This window comes from Neisseria macacae ATCC 33926 (genome assembly GCF_022749495.1).
GTDB classification, from domain to species: Bacteria; Pseudomonadota; Gammaproteobacteria; order Burkholderiales; family Neisseriaceae; genus Neisseria; species Neisseria macacae.
The window spans coordinates 981237-1001324 of the sequence record NZ_CP094241.1 but is presented as its reverse complement, the minus strand read 5'-3'; the positions used below and the strand labels follow the sequence as shown (position 1 = coordinate 1001324).

Genomic DNA, 20088 nt, shown 5'->3' with positions numbered 1-20088 from the left:
TTTGAAAACAAGGTTCGTATTATAACGTGTATTCAGGATAAAAATAGCACTCTTACAAAACCGACTCCTTAGCTGACAGCTTATGCAACAGAAACCCTCGAGGTCGTCTGAAAATTCGTTTTCAGACGACCTCGAGTGCTTAAAACTTGTATTCTGCTTTGACGGTAAATTCGTTGCGTTTGTAGCGGTTCAGCCAGGACGAGCTTTTGTTGTCGGTGTGTTTGATGCTGAAAACGGGCGTGATGCCGCGGAAGGACGGACGGTCAAATTTGATGTCCAACTGATAGGTGCGTTCGGAATCATGGCGGCGGGTTTCCAGCCAGGCATGGTAGTCCTGATATGCTGTTTTACGCCAGATTGCCTGAAAGGTGGCGTCGATGCCGGATTCGAAACGTTTGTTGACACCCGCGCGCAGGCCGTGCCGGCGGTAGGAATCCACTTTTTCGCGGCTGTTTTTGCGCAGGTAGTCGTAGCCGCCGAATACCAGCCAGTCTTTCGGCAGGGCGTAGATGGCGGTGGTGAACAGAAGCGTCTGCGGGCCGTTGAAATGTTTTAATTCGCCGCGGTAGCGGTCGTATTTGTGATCAAGCTGCACGCCCAGCGAGGCTTGGTCGGAAAAGGTGCGGCTGTATGCCGTGCTGATGCCGGCGCTGCTGTCGCGCAGTTTGCCGCCCGACCATTCGTATTGCACCTGCGGGCCGATACTGAAGGAATGGTCTTTGCTCTGAAAACTGTAAGCGGGGCTGACGTTGATATTGTGTTCGCCGTATTCCTTGTTGCCGGGATAGAGCCGGCCCCATGCGTAGCCGCCCAGTTGCAGGCCGTGGTGGCCGTTGAGCGAAATGCGTCTGCTTAAGTTGGCTTCATATACCCACATCCGGTTTTTCAACGCATCGGGCGCGTAGGCGTCAAGCCGTTCGTTGCGGCAGGACAGCATTCCGTCGCCGTCCAGAATCGGTTGCCCGTTCGAATCGAAACCGCAGCTTGTCTGATTGCGGACAACCGTCGCGCCCGACGATTGGTTTAAGTTGGTGTCGTAACCCGCGCCGAACGAAACCGAACCGCTCCACGCATCGCGTTTCTTCAAAGCGTCGGCAAACACTTTGATTTTCTCATTGACGGCGGGCACTTCAGGAATATCGATGCCGTCGAACAATGCCGCCGATTCTTTGTTTTGTTTGTCTATAAACAGCAGCCGCGCCAAATCCAGGCGGCCGCGCAGAAATTCGGGATTTTTACGGTAAAGCTCGCGGTATTTCGCCAGCGCGGCCTTCAAATCGTCGCGGAACACCGCCTGATTGGCCTCGGCAAACAGCACTATATCGGGGTCGGAATCATCCTGACGGCGGTAAATGTCCAACAGCCGCGCCGTTTCCTCTTCGTTTTGCGCGTTGACCGCCTTCATCAGCGACAACGCCAAATCTTCGCCGTCCTGCACTTCTCCCGCGCCGAACTCAATCGCCGTATTGTCCGCTTCGTTCCTTTCCTGCTGCGCGCGGCGGAGTTCCGTTCCCTGTTTGAGCTGCATGAAGCGGTCTTCCCTGTCGTCGGCAAACGCGTGGGGCAGCAGGCTCAGAAAAACGGGCAGGATGAGCAGGCGTTTCATTTAGATTACTTTCCTTTTGGCGTGGTAGGATTGGGTTTTCAGACGGCCTCTGAAGCGGGCCGGCAGACATTCGGGTTTTCAATTATTATTTTTTCGTACCGCCGAAAGCAGTATTGAGATTCGGATTTCGGGCGAACTCGGCGACACCGGCCAGTGCGGCGGCATCGTTGCCGTAGAAATTGCCACGGGTCGTACCGCTTACATCGTTGGCCGTAGCCCTGCCGCCGAACGAAGCGTTCGCGGTGTTGATAACGGCATTATCGACGGTAACGCTCAGGCCGGGGCGTTTAATCGTGCCGTTCAGCCTTTTTTTAGCGAAGTCCGCCTTTAAATCGCCGGTCAGCAGGGGGGTATTGGCATCAACATGATGATTAATACCTTTGACCGAGTAAACGGCGGTGCCGCCGGTCGGCATTTTCGTGGTTTTGCCCGTACCGTTGTAGAACACGGAATAATTGGTTCCGGCAGTTCCCGCCGCCGCACCCGGCTGCACGTCCGCCCAATCGCCGAAATACACATCCGCGTTGCCGACCCTGGCAAAAGACATGCGGCCCAGGTTGGAATAATCGTTGGGTACCCCGCCGGGGACATATCTGTAAATCGGGCTGTACATACGGTAAAGGCGGGTAACGGTTACGCCGTTATCATCACGGTTGACGATACCGTCGAATAACCGGCGGGTAAGCGGTAATCTGCCGATTTCGTCGAAGCGGGCGAACGAAGTCGAATTTTTATGGGTGTGGTACAGCCTTTTCCCTTTATAAGTCAGTAGATTGGAATAAGTAATATGAACGGAGGCCCTGTTTCCGTACCAGCCTGACGATTCGGTTCCGAGCCTGATATAGCGCGGCTGCCTGCCGTCCGTAACCGTTGCGCCCGCTTGAGTGCCGGATACAAAAAAATGGGGCTGTGCCTGCGCGGCGGTAGCGGCAAACACAGCCACCGCTATTATCAGAAGTTCGGTGTGTTTCATAATCAACCTCTTTAATGTAGCTGAATATTTTTTGAAAATTCGTTTAAAGGTCGTCTGAAACCGAATCGGGCGAAAGCGGGGCTTCCGCTCGACGGATAATTATCGTTTTCCAATCAGCCTGCTTTAGCGTCTGGTGCCGCCGAAGGCAGTATTGAGTTTAGGATTATTAAAATCGGCTACCCCTGCCAGCGCGGCGGCATTGTTGCCGTAGAAATGGCCTTGGGTTCTGCCGTTGATGCTACTGTTGGCTTTGGCGGCGCCGCTAAACGAAGCCTGGGCGGTATTGATAACGGCATTGTCGATTGCAACACTCAAACCTGTTTTGGTAATCGTACCGTTCAATTTCTTGGCACCGAAATCGGCGGTCAGCGTGCCGGTCATGATGGGCGAGTTCTGGTTGACGTAATTGTTGATACCTTTGACGGCATAGGTAGCCTTGCCGCTGGTCGGCATTCTGGTAGTTTTACCCGTGCCGTTGTAGAACACGGAAGTATTGGTACCGACAGTACCCGCACCTGCTCCCGCTTTCACATCCGCCCATTCGCCGAAATACACATCCAGATTGCCGACTTTACTGTAAGTCATACGGCCCAAATGGGAGTGGTTGGGCATTTTCCATATTTTGTTGTTGTAAAGCGCGTCCCAAGTAGAACCACTCATACGGTACATGCGGGCAACGATAACGCCGTTTCTGTCCTTATTAACAATGCCGTTGGCCAAGTGGCGGATAAATGGTCTTGTTCCGATAGAATCTACTTTGGCGAACGGAGTGGGATTGTTATTAGCTACCTTTTTCTGTTTGGATAGGGCTGCTAGACTGGGGTCAACAACATTGATAGCAGCCTTGCCTCTGTAATTGCCTTCTCCTTCTATTCCCAATTCGATATGACGGGGAAGTCCGTTGTTTGTAACCGTTGCCCCTATCTGCGTACCAGAAGTAAAAGTGCGGATTTGAGCTTGGGCAGAAGATGCGGCAAACACGGCGGCCAAGGCCATCAGAAGTTTAGCGTGTGTCATGATTAAATCTCCTAAATGTGGTGTTTACAAATACCTTCCGAAGATTTACAAAAGGCCGTTTCAATCGGACCGGATTCGGATAAGCGGTCTTTAATGCATTCAGAAGGTAATATGAACTATACGCCTGATTACAACTAATGCAAATAAAAATAATTTTAATTATCTTCTTTGTTAAATATATTTTATCTATTAACTTTTGCGTTAATCAAATATAACTAAAGAAATAATTGTTGTAGCGGTTACATAAATATCTAATGCCAGCACGGATAAATCTGCTTTGTTTCCCCCATTCCCGTCTGCGTGGAGATGGCGCGGATTTGTTGTCGAGGTGATGACAGGTTCGGATTGCCGTTGTGCGGAAATGGCGGGGTAGTGGGAAGGGCGGTTTTGTCAAAGGGAGTAATGGATGGGTTTGAAAAGGCGGAGAAGGCCGTCTGAAAAGGAAGAGACCGTCTGAAAATCTTCCGGCTGCTTTGGCGCGGCGGTATTTTTCAGACGGCCTGACGATAGGTCAAAATTTGCCCGTAATCCCTATCCTGATCGTCCTGCCCGGTGCGGGCATGAAGGAGCGGCTGAACGGGTCCATATAGTAGCGGTTGGTCAGGTTGGTGCCCACCAACTCAGCGGTGATGTTTTTGTTGATGCGGTAGCGCAGATAGGCATCGACGACGGCCGTGGGGGTCCAACGCATATCTTCTATGCCGTCAGTATAACCTTTGACTTCGTCCACAGCGGTGGCGTAGTGGTCGTTAACCGCCCGCTCGAAGCCGCGCCATGAGTCTACACGGGTTTTATAGACGTCGCTGTGCCAGTGGAAGCGGGTGCCGACATCCAGTTTGTTTTTCAGGAAACGTGCGCCCAACTCGGCATCGACCGACCAGCGCGGCTGCATCATAGATGACAGGTAACCATCGATTTTCACTCCGCCTGGGAAACAGGTCGGCGCGCGCAGCAGCGGTTTGCTACCGCTGCTTTGAACATGCAATCTCAGTACGGCTGACTGTAATTGATCAGTGAATGCGGCACCTTCGTCGCAGACGTCGTTGCGGATGGTGCGGATGACGCCGAGGCTGCCGTACACCTTGCCGGTATCGAAGCGGGCGGACAATTCCGCGCCAGAACGTATCTGCTTGTCGAATTGTTCGAATTCAAGCTGGTCGTTGCGGTCGATGATGTTTTTGGTGGTGTTGCGGAAATAGTTGATGCGGAAATCGGCCTTGCGCATTTTCGGGAACATTCCGGTCAGGTCGTGGATATAGCCGACCTCGAAATTTTTGCCGCGTTCGGGTTTCCATTGGTAGCCATAGCGGTTTACCGAGGTGGTGTTGAGCTGCGGGCTGATGGGAACACCTACGGTGCCCTCGAAAATGCTGGGAAAACGCAGGGTTTGGGTATAGCGCAGGTAGGCGCGGGCATAGTCGGTCAGATTGAAGGTTACCGAGGCGGCGGGTGCCCAGCCGCTGCCTTTCTGCTTCAGCGCCTGCTGCTTCTGCGCCGAGGTCAGCGGGGTTCTGTAAGTAACGTCGCCTGCAAGTTCGCCTGAACCCTCGGCCCTAAAGCTCTGGAATTTATTTACAAAACGCGGGCTACTGGGATCAGCCGGATTATAGGCGGGGTTCTCGACACGGGTCAGCACTTTGGGATTATTCAATACCGGATGGTCGGCCATATTCAGTTTGCCGTATTGGTCTTTAGCCCAATCGAAACGCGCTTGATTAATATACACTGGTAGTATACCGTCAGCTCCTACGGGATTAATTTTAGCAGATGCATCCAACATGTCTTGTGTCGGTTCGCACGTAGGCGACATGATGCAGGCATTGGCTTTTTGGTAGGCTTCGTAATCCTTTTTCGTTGCTACAACTTCGGCTCTATATCGAAGCCCCCTGTGGGCTTCCAATTCACCGCCGTTGTCTAAGAATTTTTTGACACTGTCGTCTTGCAGGGAGAAGTTGGTATAGCGCGCGCCTGCGGTCAGCGTCAGCCACGGGCGCGGTTCGAAGCGGAAATTGAAGCCGAGGTTGTATTCGCGCCGCCTGCCGTTGCGCGGGTAGGTGATAGTATCAAGAAATGAACTGGGATAGATCAAGTTTTGATCAAATTCCTTTTTGTAGCGGTTGCCATATAAATCGGCAAATTCGTTATGCGTTGCCAGTTTTTCGTTCTGAAAGTCGCCCAATACGGTCAGCTCAAGATTGTCGCGCAGCTTCATACGGTTGGAGAAATTGAAGCCGTTGCGGTTGTTGGTGGCGTAGAGCGCCTGCGCCTGGCGGGTATTGAAGCGGCCGTCGGTATTCGGCAGGCCTTCGTCCAAACCGGGCCTTTTGCGAAGGCCTTGAATCCAGTCGTCGGCGGCCGCATTCCATCCCACGTCGGTCCAAGCAATATCGCCGGGAACGCCGCCGGAGGAATTGGTTTTGGAGCGGGTGCGGGTAGTCCACAGCGAGGCGTTCAAATCAATCCAGCGGCTGCCTTCGGGCTTCCACGAATAGTCGATATTGTAGGCACGCTGCTTGACCCACGCCTGCGGCCATTCGGCGATTTTATTTCGAGAATTGACGTTTTCACCTTGTAAACCGCCACCGCTGAGGATACGCGAGGGCATGACCTCGCCGAAGGTGGAGTGCGTGTGGCGCAGGCCGAGTTTGATGCTTTGGTTGTTCGGCAGGCGGAAGGTGGTTTTGCCCAGCCAGGATTCGGTTTCCAGCGAAGTATTGGCTACTTCGCCCCCCGGCGTATAGAAGAGGCCGATAATGGGGGCTTCGGGGCTGAGTTCCTTTATTCCCCGTTCGTTCAGTCTGCGGAGGTTCTCGGCATTGTCGGCAGAATAATAACCGTAACGGTGCGCGCCTTTTTTGCCTGAAAAGTAATTGCCCTTGTTGCGGTAGGCATAGGCAACCAAGGCATCGAAATTATCTTGTTTGGTCGCGGCGGCGATGCGGTAGGCCTTGTCTTCCGAAAATTTATGCTTGCCGCCGAAGCGCGGGGTTAATCTGTCGGAATCGTCGGCATAAAACCGCCAGTATCCGCCCATTACATTTAAAGGATTTTCCAAGGTACGGTAGTCCACGTTTTCGGCATAGGTGGCTTTGCGCGGCTTGATGGAATTGTTGCTAGCCTCTGCCTTGATTTCCACGCCGTATTTCTGACCTTTGGACACGATGTCGTCGGCTTCGAGGGTTTTCAGCGCCACCGAACCGCCGATACCGCTTTTGACTTCGCGGTTGAACGACGGGCCTTTTTCCACATACACGCTGCTGATGATATTGGGATCGACATAGTTGCGGTTGTTTGCGCCAAACATGCCGCGCCAGACGGTAATCGCCTGCTCGGTGCCGTCGATGGTAACGGGGATGCGCCCCTGCCCCTGCACGCCGCGGATATTGGGGTCGAGCGCGCCGCTGTTGCGCGCCTCGCCGCTGTAGACACCGGGCAGGCCGCTGAAGAGGTCGGACACGGTGTTGCCTTTGAAGGTTTCGACATCCTCCTTGCCTTTGTAGAGGTTGACGATTTCGCGGGTATAAACTCGGCTTTTACCGATTTCATCTTTATTGCGTGTGCCTTTGACGGTAACGGGATCGAGAATGACGGTCGGCGTATTATCGGCAGCATAAATGATGGGAGAGAAACCGATGGCGGTGATGCAGGCGGCAAGGGTGTTGACTTTGACTGGCTTCATAACGGATTCCTTGTGTGGCGGAATGTCAGACAGCGTCGTCTGAAAATGTTCAGACAACTTCGGAAAGGTTTTGCCGCAAGTCAGATTGGAATATAAATATAATGATTTTGATTATTATTTGTATAATTTTTTGAGATTTTAACAAGTTTTTAAGCGCATGCAAACATTTGCCAGATATATCCGCATTCAATAGTTAAAATGATTTAAAAACCTATTCCGTTGTTTAACATAAAAATATTCCATTTTTATATAACCCATATAGGCAAACAAGAAATTCAAAAATAAAAATTGCCTGAATATGTCTTATCAGCCGGTCAAAACACTTTCTTACCATTCAAACGAAAAGTCCTAACCAAGCCCATAAGACATTTTCAGACGACCTTTTTAGCTACCTACTTTGGGTTCCTCTTCTCATGTGGCTCAAATTGCTCAAGCAGTTTGCGCTTTTATCCTATGAAGAGAATAATGACTTCCATCCATCATCTATACACACGAGGGCAGGCATGAATTCTTTTGCATCATTGTTAAACCATCCCGATATTTCTTTTCTTCCGATTCCAGACAGTATCAAAGTCGATAATCCGGCAACGGGCGAGACTTTGGCGTTTGTCCGCACGACTCGTTCAGACGACCTCAAACTACTGATTCAAAAGGCGGAGGCTGCACAAAAATTATGGGCGGCAAAAACCGCGTTGGAACGCGCCGATGTGTTGTGGCGTTGGTATTTTTTGATCAAGGAAAACAAAGAAGAACTGGCGCGCATCATGACGATGGAACAGGGCAAAAGCCTGACCGAGGCGCGCGGCGAGATTGATTATGCGGCTTCGTTTGTGCGCTGGTTTGCCGAAGAGGCGCGGCGGATTGACGGCGATGTGCTGACGAGCGTGAAAGCGTCGCAAAAACTGGTCGTGTTGAAACAGCCCGTCGGCGTTACCGCCGCGATTACGCCGTGGAACTTTCCGTCCGCGATGATTGCGCGCAAGGCTGCGCCTGCTTTGGCGGTTGGCTGCGCGATGATAGTCAAACCTGCGTCGCTCACGCCCCTGAGCGCGTATGCGCTGGCGCTATTGGCTTACGAAGCAGGCGTGCCGCAGGATTTGCTCCCCGTCGTCAGCGGCCGTGCTTCGGAAATCAGCCATGAATTTGCCACGAACCCAACCGTACGCAAAATCAGCTTCACCGGCTCGACCGAAGTCGGCGCGAAAATTTTTGCCGACAGCGCGGCAGACATTAAAAAACTCAGTTTGGAACTGGGCGGCAACGCGCCGTTTATCGTGTTTGACGATGCCGAGTTGGACAAAGCCGTCGAAGGCGCGCTCGCCAGCAAGTTCCGCAACAGCGGCCAGACCTGCGTCTGCACCAACCGTGTTTACGCTCAATCCGGCATTTACGACGAATTTTGCCGCAAATTAAGTGAAAAAGTAGCCGCGCTCAAATTGGGCAACGGCTTGGATGAAGGCGTCAACCAAGGGCCGCTGATTGAGGAAAAAGCGGTGGAGAAAGTCGAGCAGCACATCGCCGACGCGCTCTCAAAAGGCGCGGTCTGCCTGACCGGCGGCAAACGCAGCGCGTTGGGCGGAACGTTTTTCGAACCGACCGTCTTAAGCGGCGTAACGGCACAAATGGCGGTGGCGCGCGAAGAAACCTTCGGGCCGTTGTGTCCCGTGTTCTGCTTTGAAACCGAAGCCGAAGTCATCGCGGCCGCCAACGATACGGAATACGGTTTGGCGGCCTACCTCTTCACTTCCAATACCGCCCGCCAATGGCGCGTCGGCGAAGCCTTGGAATACGGCATGGTCGGCATCAATACCGGCTTAATCAGCAATGAAGCGGCACCGTTCGGCGGCGTGAAACGCAGCGGGCTGGGACGCGAAGGCAGCAAATACGGTGCGGACGAATATTTGGAATTGAAATATTTGTGTATCGATGTAGCGGATTGAGTTTAGTCTCAGGAGGTCGTCTGAAAACGTAACTTCAACAAGATAATCTCCCCCTATCTTTGTAGCAACACTCTGAAAAAATTGGCTGAAATCAACAAATACGCGATACAAGGCTAGCGTGTCGTGCAACTGATAAGTTCGCCAAATATTTTGCTGGGGCAACGACACCAAACTTTAAGGCTCACTGGATAGCATGGGAAAGTCCGTTGGTAGGCCGCGAATGGGCAGGATAATTAACCAATACAACAAGTTAAAAGAAATAGTAAATTTAAAATCTGTTTACTTAGAGAAAATAAACGTGAATTGAAAATCTAACTTTCAAAAAGGTCGTCTGAAAAATTTCTAAAAGCCAGCTTTGGAGCAATTAATTTTAGAACTTTGTGAAATATCAGTAAATTATGGAGCTTATTTTAAGTATGATAAGGAAAGTATTTATCTTTTCGACTGTAATAGCATTATCCGGTTGTTTTGCCGGCAAACATAAAGTTCAGGCATTACCGGATGCAGAATTAAATAAGCCATATTTCATAGAATTAAGAACCAAATATGCTGCGCTTATCCCAATCATTTCAATGTGGAAATGGATCCTCCGAATTCGGGGTTGACTGTAACACCTACCAATATGTGGTATAACAAATTGAATATTTCTGGAACTCCAATAACTAAGCAGGATATTAAGATTGAAATATCTTATTATGTAAGAGGAGCAGTAGGCTGGTTTGAAAGTATGAACCAGAAAGAATTTTATCAGATAAAAGTCAAAGAATGAGTTAAGGTTACCTGAAGGTTTAGTTTAGACAGCTTTCCCCTAAGAAAGGATTGTTCATATTTCAAGAAAGCACTGTGTTATTTACATAACATGCGTAGTTTGAATTGGACACCTAACTTTCTCAAAGGTCGTCTGAAAGTTTTCAGACGACCTTTTTACTAATGGCAGTCGTCCCGTTCGATTGTTCATGCAACAGAAAAAACGGAAGATAATATAGTGGATTAACTTTAAACCAGTACGACGTTGCCTCGCCTTAGCTCAAAGAGAACAATTCTCTAAGGTGCTGAAGCACCAAGTGAATCGGTTCCGTACTATCTGAGACCTTTGCAAAATTCCCCAAAATCCCCTAAATTCCCATCAAGACATTTAGGGGATTTTCCATGAGCACCTTCTTCCAGCAAACCGCACAAGCCATGATTGCCAAACACATCGACCGCTTCCCATTATTGAAGTTGGATCAGGTGATTGATTGGCAACCGATCGAACAGTATCTGAACCGTCAAAGAACCCGTTACCTCCGAGACCACCGCGGCCGTCCCGCCTATCCCCTGTTGTCCATGTTCAAAGCCGTCCTGCTCGGACAATGGCACAGCCTCTCCGATCCCGAACTCGAACACAGCCTCATCACCCGCATCGATTTCAACCTGTTTTGCCGTTTTGACGAACTGAGCATCTCCGATTACAGCATCTTATGCCGCTACCGCAACTGGCTGGCGCAAGACGACACCCTGTCCGAACTGCTGGAATTGATTAACCGACAATTGACCGAAAAAAACCTAAAAGTAGAGAAAGCATCCGCCGCCGTCATTGATGCCACCATTATTCAGACCGCCGGCAGCAAACAGCGTCAGGCCATAGAAGTCGATGAAGAAGGACAAGTCAGCGGCCAAACCACACCGAGTAAGGATAAAGATGCCCGCTGGACAAAGAAAAACGGCCTCTACAAACTCGGTTACAAACAACATACCCGTACCGATGAGGAAGGCTATATCGAGAAACTGCACATTACCCCCGCCAATACCCATGAGTGCAACCACCTGTCGCCTTTGCTGGAAGGTATAGCCAAAGGTACGACCGTCTATGCCGATAAAGGCTATGACAGTAAGGAAAACCGGCAACATCTGAAAGAGCATCAGTTGCTGGACGGCATTATGCGCAAAGCCCACCGCAACCGTCCGCTGACGGAAGTGCAAACTAAACGTAACCGATATTTGTCGAAGACCCGTTATGTGGTCGAACAGAGCTTTGGGACGCTGCACCGTAAATTCCGCTACGCCCGGGCAGCCTATTTCGGACTGATTAAAGTGAGTGCGCAAAGTCATCTGAAAGCGATGTGTTTGAACCTGTTGAAAGCGGCCAACAGGCTAAGTGTGCCTGTTGCTGCCTAAAAGGTGGCCTGGATGCCTGATTATGAGGCGTCCGGGGAGGATTAAGGGGGCATTTGGGTAGAATCGGGAGTGATTGGGGCGGAAACAGCCGAAAACCTGTGTTTGGGTTTTGGCTGTTGGGGGAAAAGGAATTTTGCAAAGGTCTCTATCTGTACTGTCTGCGGCTTCGTCGCCTTGTCCTGATTTAAAGTTAATCCACTATATATCGAGTATAAACTCTGGAAAAACAATTTCCTGAAGCCGCGACCGGCTTCGTATCACTTGCGTTTTCTTCGGCTGACAAATTGGCATAAAAGTGTATTGTTAATCTTTTCATCATCAATAAAAAAACCAACCTCTCAAAGGTCGGTTTTTTTTATTTTTCGCAGAAATACGAAATGGCGATTATGAATGCGCTTCCAAATCTGCCAAGATTTGATTCAGGCTATCCCTAACCTCTTCTGCCTTTGCAGCAGGATGACCGTTTGCATCCAAAGAATCACGACTGAAGCGGTCGACATAAGGCGCAAAGGTATCTTTCAGCTTCAAAAGCTTCACCACATCGGAACGGGTGTAACGATCGCCGCCGTAACCGACAACGATACCGTTCTCATGTTGCCACTGGGCAAATTGTGACGGGCTGATTTGCACCAATTCGCACATTTCGTCCAGCGAGAAATAACGTTTTGCAGGAATAACGGGATTAGCGTTGTTTGTCATAGTAATGCTCCACCATGCCTTTGAGTTTTTGGCTGGCATGGAAAGTTACTACGCGGCGGGCGGTAATCGGTACTTCTTCGCCGGTTTTCGGATTACGGCCGGGACGCTGCGGTTTGTCGCGCAACTGAAAATTACCGAAACCGGAAATTTTGATTTCTTCGCCGCGTGCCAAAGTGCTACGGATTTCTTCAAAAAAGAGTTCGACGATTTCTTTGGCATCGTTTTTGGTTACATTGCTGACTTTATCTACCAAAATATCGGCCAATTCGGCTTTAGTTAATGTCATATTATTACCTTCTGTTGTAACAGGTGCAGATTATTACCAATTTCTATTTAAAATTCAAGCGAATATTTATTTTTTAGCTGCGAAGTTGCGCTCCCGCAGCAGTTGCCGCGTCAATCAGTTTTCCGATAACCGGCTCGACTGTTTCATCCGTCAGCGTGTTTTCCATATCCTGCAAAATCACTTTGACCGCCATGCTCTTCATCCCTTCAGGCAGGCCCGTGCCGCGATACACGTCAAACACGCTGATTTCCTGTACCAACTTGTTTGCCGCGCCTTTCAAAGCGGCCAACAAATCATCATGGGTCATGGTTTCAGGCATCACAAACGCCAAATCCCTGCGCACCGGCTGAAATTTCGATACTGTCTGATAACGCGTTTTTTCGCGCTCCAACACCGCTGCCATGTCGATTTCAAATACTAGCGGTGCTTGCGGCAAGTCGTATTTTTGCAGCCACTTCGGATGCAATTCGCCGACAAAGCCGATGACTTGGCCGTCTGAAACGATATTGGCGGCGCGGCCGGGATGCAGGGCGGGATGTTCGGTTTTAACGAACTCAACCGCTTTGTTTTTCAACAGATTTTCCACATCCGCCTTGATGTCGTAAAAATCCGCGTTGCGCGTTTTCTCGCCCCATTGCTCGGGCATCGCCGCGCCGTACCACAGGCCGCCGATGCGTTCGTTTTGTACAAACTGGCCGTCTGAACCTTTGCTGAACACGCGGGCGATTTCAAACACGCGCACGCGGTTTTGCTTGCGGTTCAGGTTGTTTTGCAGAATTTCCACCAAACCGCCGATGAGCGTGGAACGCATCACGGCATATTGCGCCGCCAGCGGGTTTTGCAGGCGGATGGGGTCGGCGTTGGCGGCAAAATCGTGTTCCCACTGTTCATCGACAAAGGCGTAGCTGACCACTTCGCGGTAGCCGCGTGCCGCCATTTCGTTATAAACGGCAAAACGCGGACGACGTGTTTCGGGCAGCGCCAGCATTTTCAGACGGCCTGACGTGTAATCATCGGGGATGTTTTCATAGCCGTACACGCGGCCGATTTCTTCAATCAAATCAGCTTCGATTTCGATGTCGAAACGGAAGCTTGGCGCGGTAACGCGGAAGCCTTCCGCCGTTTTTTCAGGCTGCAAGCCCAAGTGCTGCAAAATGGTTTCCACCTGTTCGGCGGAAATGTCCACGCCCAACACGGTTTTCAGACGACCCAAACGCAATTCGACCTGCTTGGTTTCAGGCAATTCGCCCAACGCTTCCACCATTTCGCCCGCCGCACCACCGCAGATTTGCAAAACCAATTCGGTAGCGCGTTCGATGGCGTCAGCCTGCAAACGGTAATCCACGCCGCGCTCAAAGCGGAACGACGAATCCGAGCCAAAACCGTACTGGCGCGATTTGCCGGCGATGATTTCAGGCGCAAACCAAGCCGCTTCCAGCACGATATTTTGTGTGTCGTCTGAAACCGCGCTTGCCGTGCCGCCCATCAGACCCGCCAAGCTCAACGCGCCTTTTTCATCGGCCACTACCAGCGTGTTTTCAGACAGAGACACGGTTTTCTCGTTCAGGCATTCCAGCGTTTCACCTTCACACGCACGGCGGATGTGCAGGCTGCCTGAAAGTTTGTCGGCATCAAAAACATGCATCGGCTGACCGATTTCCAACATCACATAATTGCCAATGTCCACCAGCGCGGAAATACTGCGGATGCCGCTGCGCTCCAAACGCTGCTTCATCCAATCCGGCGTGGCGGCGCGCGCGTTCACGTTTTCAATCACGCGGCTGATAAAGCGGCCGCAATCGGCAGGCGCATCAATCTGCACGGGCTGTTTGCGGCTACCCGTGATTGACACGGGATGGATTGCAGGCTGCTTGAACGCGCAACCCGTCAATGCGGACACTTCACGCGCAATGCCTTTGATGCTCAGGCAGTCGGCACGGTTCGGCGTGATTTTCAGCGTGAACACCGTATCATCCAAATCCAAATATTCACGGATGTTTGCACCGACGGGAGCGTCTTGCGGCAGAATGTGCAGGCCGTTCACACCGTCGTCAGGCAGACCGAGTTCATCGGTGGAACACAACATCCCGTTCGACACCACGCCGCGCATCTTGGTCGGCTTGATTTTGAAATTGCCCGGCAACACCGCGCCCGGCAGCGAACACGGCACTTTGATGCCCGCTTTCACATTCGGCGCACCGCACACAATCTGTACCAACTCGCCCGTCCCCGCATCGACTTGGGTAACGTTCAAACGGTCGGCATCAGGATGTTTTTCAACGGATTTCACTTCAGCAATTACCACGCCTGTAAACGCAGGGGCGGCAGTCTCGGCCTCTTCCACTTCCAAGCCGGACATGGTTAACAAATGTTCCAGCTTATCGGCGGAAAGTTCGGTATCGGCTTGGGTTTTCAGCCATGAGTAGGAGAATTGCATGTTATGTTCTCAATCAACTAATTAACTTTTTATCAGATTTTATTTTCAGACGACCTGTTTATGTTGGCGTGTAGTCTGCTTTTTCACTTTATTGAAGCTGTTGCTTTCAGGTAGCCTTTTCACACCTTATGCAATCAAATCAATAATATTGTTACGAACCACGCCAACAAGGTATAGCCTAAGGTGACACTCACTGCAAACGCCACACGCTCCCAGCTTTTAAACCACGGCATCAACCAACTGCCGATCGCGGTGGCAAAACAGGATACGGCAAATGCGCCAAATCCGTAATTCGACCATCTTATTGCACCTTCCACATCGTCGCCGGTCAGAGTTTTCAAATCAGCCAACGCCAAAGAGCGATTTTCGCAATAGATGGACAGCAGCCACAGCGTAACAGCAAACGCATAGCAAATGGATGGGGCGACATAGCGTTTCATGATTTAGCTTTCTGCGGTGCAGGCGCTTTTTTATTTTTAGGCAGCCTGCACAATCATTTCGCAAACTGCTTCAAAAAATTCAAATCGTTATCAAAAAACAGCCGCAAATCATTCACGTTGTTTAGCATATGTATCATTAACTATCTAAAATTATAAAACACATGTGCACAAGCAATCCCCCTTATACTCTGATCTTTCTGTAATACCCTCTATCAAGACGTTCTATATCACCATTTTTTTCAAGAATCTGAACTGTTTGCCTAATTTTTTCTTCAATATGTTCATTTCTTAGAAACAGTTCTGATAAGTCTTGTTTATATTTATAGAGACTATCAAGAGTAAACTCTGTAGGTAATTGTTTTATAAGATCGGAAATTGCTTCTTTCCAAGTTTTTCGTTTATTTCGAGAAAATTGGCTTAATACACTTAAATCGTTATCGAAAAACAGCCGCAAATCGTTCACGTTGTAACGCAACATAGCGAAACGGTCGAGGCCGATACCGAAGGCGAAACCGGTGTATTTTTCAGGATCGATATTCACGTTTTTCAAAACGTTGGGATGCACCATGCCGCAGCCGCCGACTTCCAGCCATTTGCCGTTTTCGCCCATGATGTCAATTTCGGCGGACGGTTCGGTGAACGGGAAGAAAGACGGACGGAAACGCACTTGCAAATCATCGCGTTCGAAAAAGCGGCGGATAAAGTCGGTAAACACGACTTTCAAATCGGCGAAGGTTACGCCTTCTTCTACCCACAGACCTTCAGCTTGATGGAACATGGGCGAGTGCGTAGCATCGCTGTCCACGCGGTAAACGCGGCCAGGGGCAATAATGCGGATAGGCGGCTCTTTTTTATCGAGCATATAGCGGATTTGAATCGGGGAAGTGTGCGTGCGCAAAACATCGCCGTTTTCAACGTAGAACGTATCCTGCATGGCGCGTGCCGGGTGGTTTGCGGGAATGTTCAGAGCTTGGAAGTTGTGGAAATCGTCTTCGATTTCCGGGCCGTCTGCCACTTCAAAACCCATGCCGTGAAAGAGTTCGACCACGCGCTGCAAGGTCAGAGTTACGGGATGAAGACCGCCATTTTCCTGCGCGCGTCCAGGCAGGGTAATATCGAGTGCTTCGGCGGCAAGCTGGGCTTGAAGTTTGGCTTCGTTGAGGGCATCGCGTTTATTGTTAAAGGCCGTCTGAAACTGGTTTTTGCACTCATTGATATGCGCACCTATGGTTTTGCGCTCTTCAGGCGACATTTGACCTAAGGTTTTCAGAAGTCCGGTCAATCCGCCGGTTTTACCAAGATAACGGGCTTTGATTTGTTCTAGAGCGTTGAAGTCTTGCGCAGCTTCTACTGCGGCAATACCTTCTGCAACGATACGGTTTACATTTTCCATAGTGGTTTTATCGTCTGTCGGTTGATGATGGGTCGTCTGAAACAATGAGGTCGCCTGTATGGTTTGGTATTGCCAAACTTTTCAGACGACCTTTTATCGTTTACGGCCAATCCGTTTGATAGAATCGGCGTATTTTAGCGCAAATCAATTCAAAAAAATAGACTTTAAAGAAAGAAAATCAATCACATAGACTTTATTCAAACAAAGAAAAAAGGAAGCCGTAGCTTCCTTTTTAAATTTTTTGGATTAAGCAGCCAAAGCAGCTTTAGCTTTCTCAACCAATTGTGCAAAAGCGGCTTTATCAAATACAGCCAAATCAGCCAATACTTTGCGGTCGATTTCGATAGAGGCGCGTTTCAGACCGTTCATGAATTTGCTGTAAGACAGACCATTTTCACGGGCACCTGCATTGATACGAACAATCCACAATTGACGGAATTGGCGTTTGCGTTGACGACGGTCACGGTATGCGTATTGACCGGCTTTCATTACCGCTTGCTTGGCAACGCGGTATACGTTTTTACGACGACCGCGGTAGCCTTTGGCTAACGCGAAGATTTTTTGGTGACGGGCACGAGCGGTTACACCGCGTTTTACGCGTGGCATATTCTAAACTCCTTAAGCGTAGGGTAACATTTTAGCAACAGAAGCCAAATCGCGATCGTTTACCATAGAGGTACCGCGAAGTTGGCGTTTGTTTTTAGTGGTCTTTTTAGTCAAGATGTGGCGTTTGAACGCATGAGCGCGTTTTACACCGCCGTTACCCAGTACTTTGAAGCGTTTTTTCGCGCTAGACTTGGTTTTCATTTTAGGCATGGGAAAACTCCATTCGTTATTAGATAAGGCATCAGGGGGTTTTAAAACATTGGCTTCAAACACTTGAACCCAAAATGCCACGGTTTTTGCCGCCAATCAAAAGCTTACTCCGAAGCGGCAATCAGAGTAAGCTGAAAATTATAACTTTATTTTTTCCTCGGTGCAATCATCATCACCATTTGACGGCCTTCCATTTTAGGGAAGGATTCGATTTGGGCCACTTCCGCCAAATCCTCTTTTACGCGCTCTAAAAGTTGCGCACCGAGTTGCTGGTGAGCCATTTCACGACCACGGAAACGAAGCGTTACTTTGACTTTATCGCCGTCAGCCAAGAAGCGGTTGATGTTGCGCATTTTAATTTGATAATCGCCTTCATCGGTACCCGGACGGAATTTGATTTCCTTAATTTGTACCTGCTTCTGGTTTTTCTTGGCTTCGTCGCGTTTCTTGGCTTGTTGGTATTTATATTTACCGTAATCCATCAGTTTGCATACGGGTGGTTTGGCAGTAGGGGAAATCTCTACCAAATCCACATCCTGCTCTTCGGCCATAGCCAAAGCTTCACGAACCGACACAACACCAAGCTGTTCGCCTGACTCACTGATTAAACGCACTTCTTTGGCGGTAATTTCGCCATTGATTCGTGCTTCGCGTTCTTGAGCGATGATGAATACTCCTATAAAAATTAATGGTTGACGAGGGCGTCTGAGATTTCTTGCTGCAGTTGTGCAATGAAATCATCCAAATCCAAAGAACCCAAGTCTTCTGCTTTGCGGCGCACGGCCACTTTGTTTTCTTGCTTCTCTTTATCACCGACAACGATTTGATAAGGGAAGCGGTATTGGCTGTTATCCCGAATTTTGTAACCGATTTTTTCGTTACGCAAATCCAGCTCCACACGAAAGCCTGCAGCCTGCAATTTGGCAGCCACTTCACGGCAGTAATCCGCTTGATTTTCGGTGATATTCATAATCACCATTTGAACCGGCGCCAACCATAGCGGGAAAGAACCTGCATGGTTTTCAATCAAAATACCGATAAATCGTTCCAAAGAACCCAAAATGGCGCGGTGCAACATTACCGGACGGGCGCGGTCATTGTTTTCGGTTACATATTCTGCATCCAAACGTTCCGGCAATACAAAGTCCAGTTGCAGCGTACCACACTGCCAAGAACGTCCCAATGCGTCTTTGACGTGATATTCGATTTTAGGTCCGTAGAACGCGCCTTCACCCGGCAACTCATCCCATTCCACGCCGCAAGCAGTCAATGCTTCGCGCAGACCTTGTTCTGCCTTATCCCACACGTCGTCTGAACCGGCGCGCTTCTCAGGACGCAGTGAAAGTTTGACGGACACATCATGGAAACCGAATTGCTTGTAAATACGAACCAGCAATTCATTGAATGCCCGCGCTTCGCTGACGATTTGATCTTCGGTACAGAAAATATGCGCATCGTCTTGTACAAAACCGCGGACACGCATCAGTCCATGTAATGCACCGCTCGGCTCGTTGCGATGGCAAGAACCAAATTCTGCTAAACGCATTGGCAAATCGCGGTACGAGCGCAGACCGTTATTGAAAATCTGAACATGTCCCGGACAGTTCATCGGTTTAACCGCGTATTCGCGCTTTTCCGAACTGGTTACGAACATATTGTCTTTGTAGTTATCCCAGTGACCGGATTTTTCCCAAAAGGTTTTATCCATGATTTGGGGGGTTTTAACTTCCTTGTAACCAGCGGCATTCAGCTCTTTACGCATATGCTGCTCGATAGTCTGCCACAAAGCCCAACCTTTGGGATGCCAAAACACCATACCCGGCGCTTCGTCCTGCAAGTGGAACAAATCCAGTTGCTTGCCCAATTTGCGGTGGTCACGTTTTTCTGCTTCTTCAATGCGTTGGATATAGTCTTTTAATTCGTCTTTCGTCGCCCAAGCAGTGCCATAAATACGTTGCAGCATTTCATTATTGCTGTCGCCGCGCCAATATGCGCCTGCCAGCTTGGTCAGCTTGAAGTTCTTCAGGAAGCGGGTGTTCGGAACGTGCGGACCGCGGCACATATCGACATATTCCTGATGATGATACATACCCATTGCTTCAACTTCGGGCATATCTTCAATCAGGCGCAGTTTATATTCTTCGCCGCGATCTTGGAAAATTTTGATGGTTTCAGCACGCGGAGTCATGATTTTGATTACATCATAATCTTGTGCAATCAATTCTTTCATGCGCGCTTCGATGGCAGCGACATCTTCAGGCGTAAACGGTTTTTCCGTTGCGATATCGTAATAAAAGCCCTCTTCAATGACGGGGCCGATAACCATTTTTGCATTAGGATAGAGCTGTTTGACTGCATGACCGACAAGGTGGGCGCAAGAGTGGCGGATGATTTCAACGCCTTCTTGGTCTTTCGGGGTAATGATTTGGACGGTTGAATCTTCGGTAATCGGATCGCACGCATCGACCAATTTGCCGTTTACCTTACCCGCCACCGTCGCCTTCGCCAAACCTGCTCCGATAGACGCGGCAATCTGTGCCACGGTAACGGGCGATTCGTACTGGCGGACTGAGCCGTCCGGCAAGGTAATGTTCAACATCAAAAAAGCTCCAAAACATTAAAAAATAACGGCATAAATGCCGTTT

General features: G+C 49.8%; 14 protein-coding genes and 2 pseudogenes. 2 read left to right on the top strand and 14 right to left on the bottom strand.

Translation table 11 applies throughout. The annotated features are described in order from the left end of the window. Positions 1 to 139: 139 nt before the first annotated feature. From MON40_RS04805 to MON40_RS04790, 4 genes are all read right to left on the bottom strand, one after another. Positions 140 to 1606 (bottom strand): surface lipoprotein assembly modifier, encoded by a 1467-nt coding sequence (locus MON40_RS04805; RefSeq protein ID WP_003779248.1) that lies wholly within the window; start codon positions 1604 to 1606, stop codon positions 140 to 142. A gap of 85 nt (positions 1607 to 1691) precedes the next feature. Further along, on the bottom strand, positions 1692 to 2579 hold the full coding sequence (locus MON40_RS04800; RefSeq protein WP_003779247.1) for a Slam-dependent surface lipoprotein: 888 nt from the start codon (positions 2577 to 2579) through the stop codon (positions 1692 to 1694). A 123-nt stretch (positions 2580 to 2702) separates the two neighbouring features. Next, entirely contained in the window at positions 2703 to 3596 is an 894-nt protein-coding gene (locus MON40_RS04795) for a Slam-dependent surface lipoprotein (RefSeq protein WP_003779246.1), read from the bottom strand. 511 nt (positions 3597 to 4107) lie between these two features. Continuing rightward, a complete protein-coding gene (locus MON40_RS04790; protein ID WP_003779245.1) occupies positions 4108 to 7275 on the bottom strand; it encodes a TonB-dependent receptor domain-containing protein in 3168 nt (1055 codons plus the stop codon). 503 nt (positions 7276 to 7778) lie between these two features. Between MON40_RS04790 and MON40_RS04785 the strand changes: the two genes are divergently transcribed. Continuing rightward, positions 7779 to 9215 (top strand): NAD-dependent succinate-semialdehyde dehydrogenase, encoded by a 1437-nt coding sequence (locus tag MON40_RS04785; RefSeq protein ID WP_039863136.1) that lies wholly within the window; start codon positions 7779 to 7781, stop codon positions 9213 to 9215. A gap of 1149 nt (positions 9216 to 10364) precedes the next feature. After that, positions 10365 to 11372, top strand: a complete 1008-nt coding sequence (locus MON40_RS04780) for an IS5 family transposase (RefSeq protein ID WP_242926001.1) — start codon at positions 10365 to 10367, stop codon at positions 11370 to 11372. A gap of 384 nt (positions 11373 to 11756) precedes the next feature. Here the strand turns inward: MON40_RS04780 and MON40_RS04775 are convergent, their stop codons facing one another. From MON40_RS04775 to thrS, 10 genes and pseudogenes are all read right to left on the bottom strand, one after another. Beyond that, positions 11757 to 12071 (bottom strand): hypothetical protein, encoded by a 315-nt coding sequence (locus MON40_RS04775; protein ID WP_003757803.1) that lies wholly within the window; start codon positions 12069 to 12071, stop codon positions 11757 to 11759. After that, on the bottom strand, positions 12055 to 12357 hold the full coding sequence (locus MON40_RS04770) for an integration host factor subunit alpha (RefSeq protein ID WP_003675494.1): 303 nt from the start codon (positions 12355 to 12357) through the stop codon (positions 12055 to 12057). Before MON40_RS04770 ends, MON40_RS04775 begins: the two co-directional genes overlap by 17 nt. Positions 12358 to 12430: 73 nt before the next feature. After that, a complete protein-coding gene (gene pheT / locus MON40_RS04765) occupies positions 12431 to 14794 on the bottom strand; it encodes a phenylalanine--tRNA ligase subunit beta (protein ID WP_003779236.1) in 2364 nt (787 codons plus the stop codon). Positions 14795 to 14928: 134 nt separating this feature from the next. Further along, complete coding sequence (locus MON40_RS04760; protein WP_003779235.1) at positions 14929 to 15234, bottom strand: hypothetical protein; 306 nt, start codon at positions 15232 to 15234, stop codon at positions 14929 to 14931. 181 nt (positions 15235 to 15415) lie between these two features. Further along, positions 15416 to 15571, bottom strand: a pseudogene (locus MON40_RS04755) (hypothetical protein); the annotation flags it as partial. A gap of 66 nt (positions 15572 to 15637) precedes the next feature. After that, a pseudogene (pheS, locus tag MON40_RS04750) lies at positions 15638 to 16627 on the bottom strand (phenylalanine--tRNA ligase subunit alpha); the annotation flags it as partial. A 246-nt stretch (positions 16628 to 16873) separates the two neighbouring features. Then, positions 16874 to 17233, bottom strand: coding sequence for a 50S ribosomal protein L20 (gene rplT / locus MON40_RS04745; protein ID WP_002214103.1), 360 nt, complete (start codon positions 17231 to 17233; stop codon positions 16874 to 16876). Positions 17234 to 17245: 12 nt separating this feature from the next. Beyond that, positions 17246 to 17443 carry a 50S ribosomal protein L35 gene (rpmI, locus tag MON40_RS04740; protein WP_002232040.1) on the bottom strand — a complete coding sequence of 66 codons (198 nt, stop codon included), beginning with the start codon at positions 17441 to 17443 and terminating at the stop codon, positions 17246 to 17248. Between the two features lie 146 nt (positions 17444 to 17589). Beyond that, entirely contained in the window at positions 17590 to 18111 is a 522-nt protein-coding gene (gene infC / locus MON40_RS04735; protein WP_094112936.1) for a translation initiation factor IF-3, read from the bottom strand. Positions 18112 to 18128: 17 nt separating this feature from the next. Next, complete coding sequence (gene thrS, locus MON40_RS04730; RefSeq protein ID WP_003779225.1) at positions 18129 to 20042, bottom strand: threonine--tRNA ligase; 1914 nt, start codon at positions 20040 to 20042, stop codon at positions 18129 to 18131. Positions 20043 to 20088 lie beyond the last annotated feature (46 nt).

Excerpts from the sequence above, each read along its gene's own strand:
- MON40_RS04805 (WP_003779248.1), bottom strand. The coding sequence starts at position 1,606 with ATGAAACGCCTGCTCATCCTGCCCGTTTTTCTGAGCCTGCTGCCCCAC.
- MON40_RS04800 (WP_003779247.1), bottom strand. The coding sequence starts at position 2,579 with ATGAAACACACCGAACTTCTGATAATAGCGGTGGCTGTGTTTGCCGCT.
- MON40_RS04795 (WP_003779246.1), bottom strand. The coding sequence starts at position 3,596 with ATGACACACGCTAAACTTCTGATGGCCTTGGCCGCCGTGTTTGCCGCA.
- MON40_RS04790 (WP_003779245.1), bottom strand. The coding sequence starts at position 7,275 with ATGAAGCCAGTCAAAGTCAACACCCTTGCCGCCTGCATCACCGCCATC.
- MON40_RS04785 (WP_039863136.1), top strand. The coding sequence starts at position 7,779 with ATGAATTCTTTTGCATCATTGTTAAACCATCCCGATATTTCTTTTCTT.
- MON40_RS04780 (WP_242926001.1), top strand. The coding sequence starts at position 10,365 with ATGAGCACCTTCTTCCAGCAAACCGCACAAGCCATGATTGCCAAACAC.
- MON40_RS04775 (WP_003757803.1), bottom strand. The coding sequence starts at position 12,071 with ATGACAAACAACGCTAATCCCGTTATTCCTGCAAAACGTTATTTCTCG.
- MON40_RS04770 (WP_003675494.1), bottom strand. The coding sequence starts at position 12,357 with ATGACATTAACTAAAGCCGAATTGGCCGATATTTTGGTAGATAAAGTC.
- pheT (WP_003779236.1), bottom strand. The coding sequence starts at position 14,794 with ATGCAATTCTCCTACTCATGGCTGAAAACCCAAGCCGATACCGAACTT.
- MON40_RS04760 (WP_003779235.1), bottom strand. The coding sequence starts at position 15,234 with ATGAAACGCTATGTCGCCCCATCCATTTGCTATGCGTTTGCTGTTACG.
- rplT (WP_002214103.1), bottom strand. The coding sequence starts at position 17,233 with ATGCCACGCGTAAAACGCGGTGTAACCGCTCGTGCCCGTCACCAAAAA.
- rpmI (WP_002232040.1), bottom strand. The coding sequence starts at position 17,443 with ATGCCTAAAATGAAAACCAAGTCTAGCGCGAAAAAACGCTTCAAAGTA.
- thrS (WP_003779225.1), bottom strand. The coding sequence starts at position 20,042 with ATGTTGAACATTACCTTGCCGGACGGCTCAGTCCGCCAGTACGAATCG.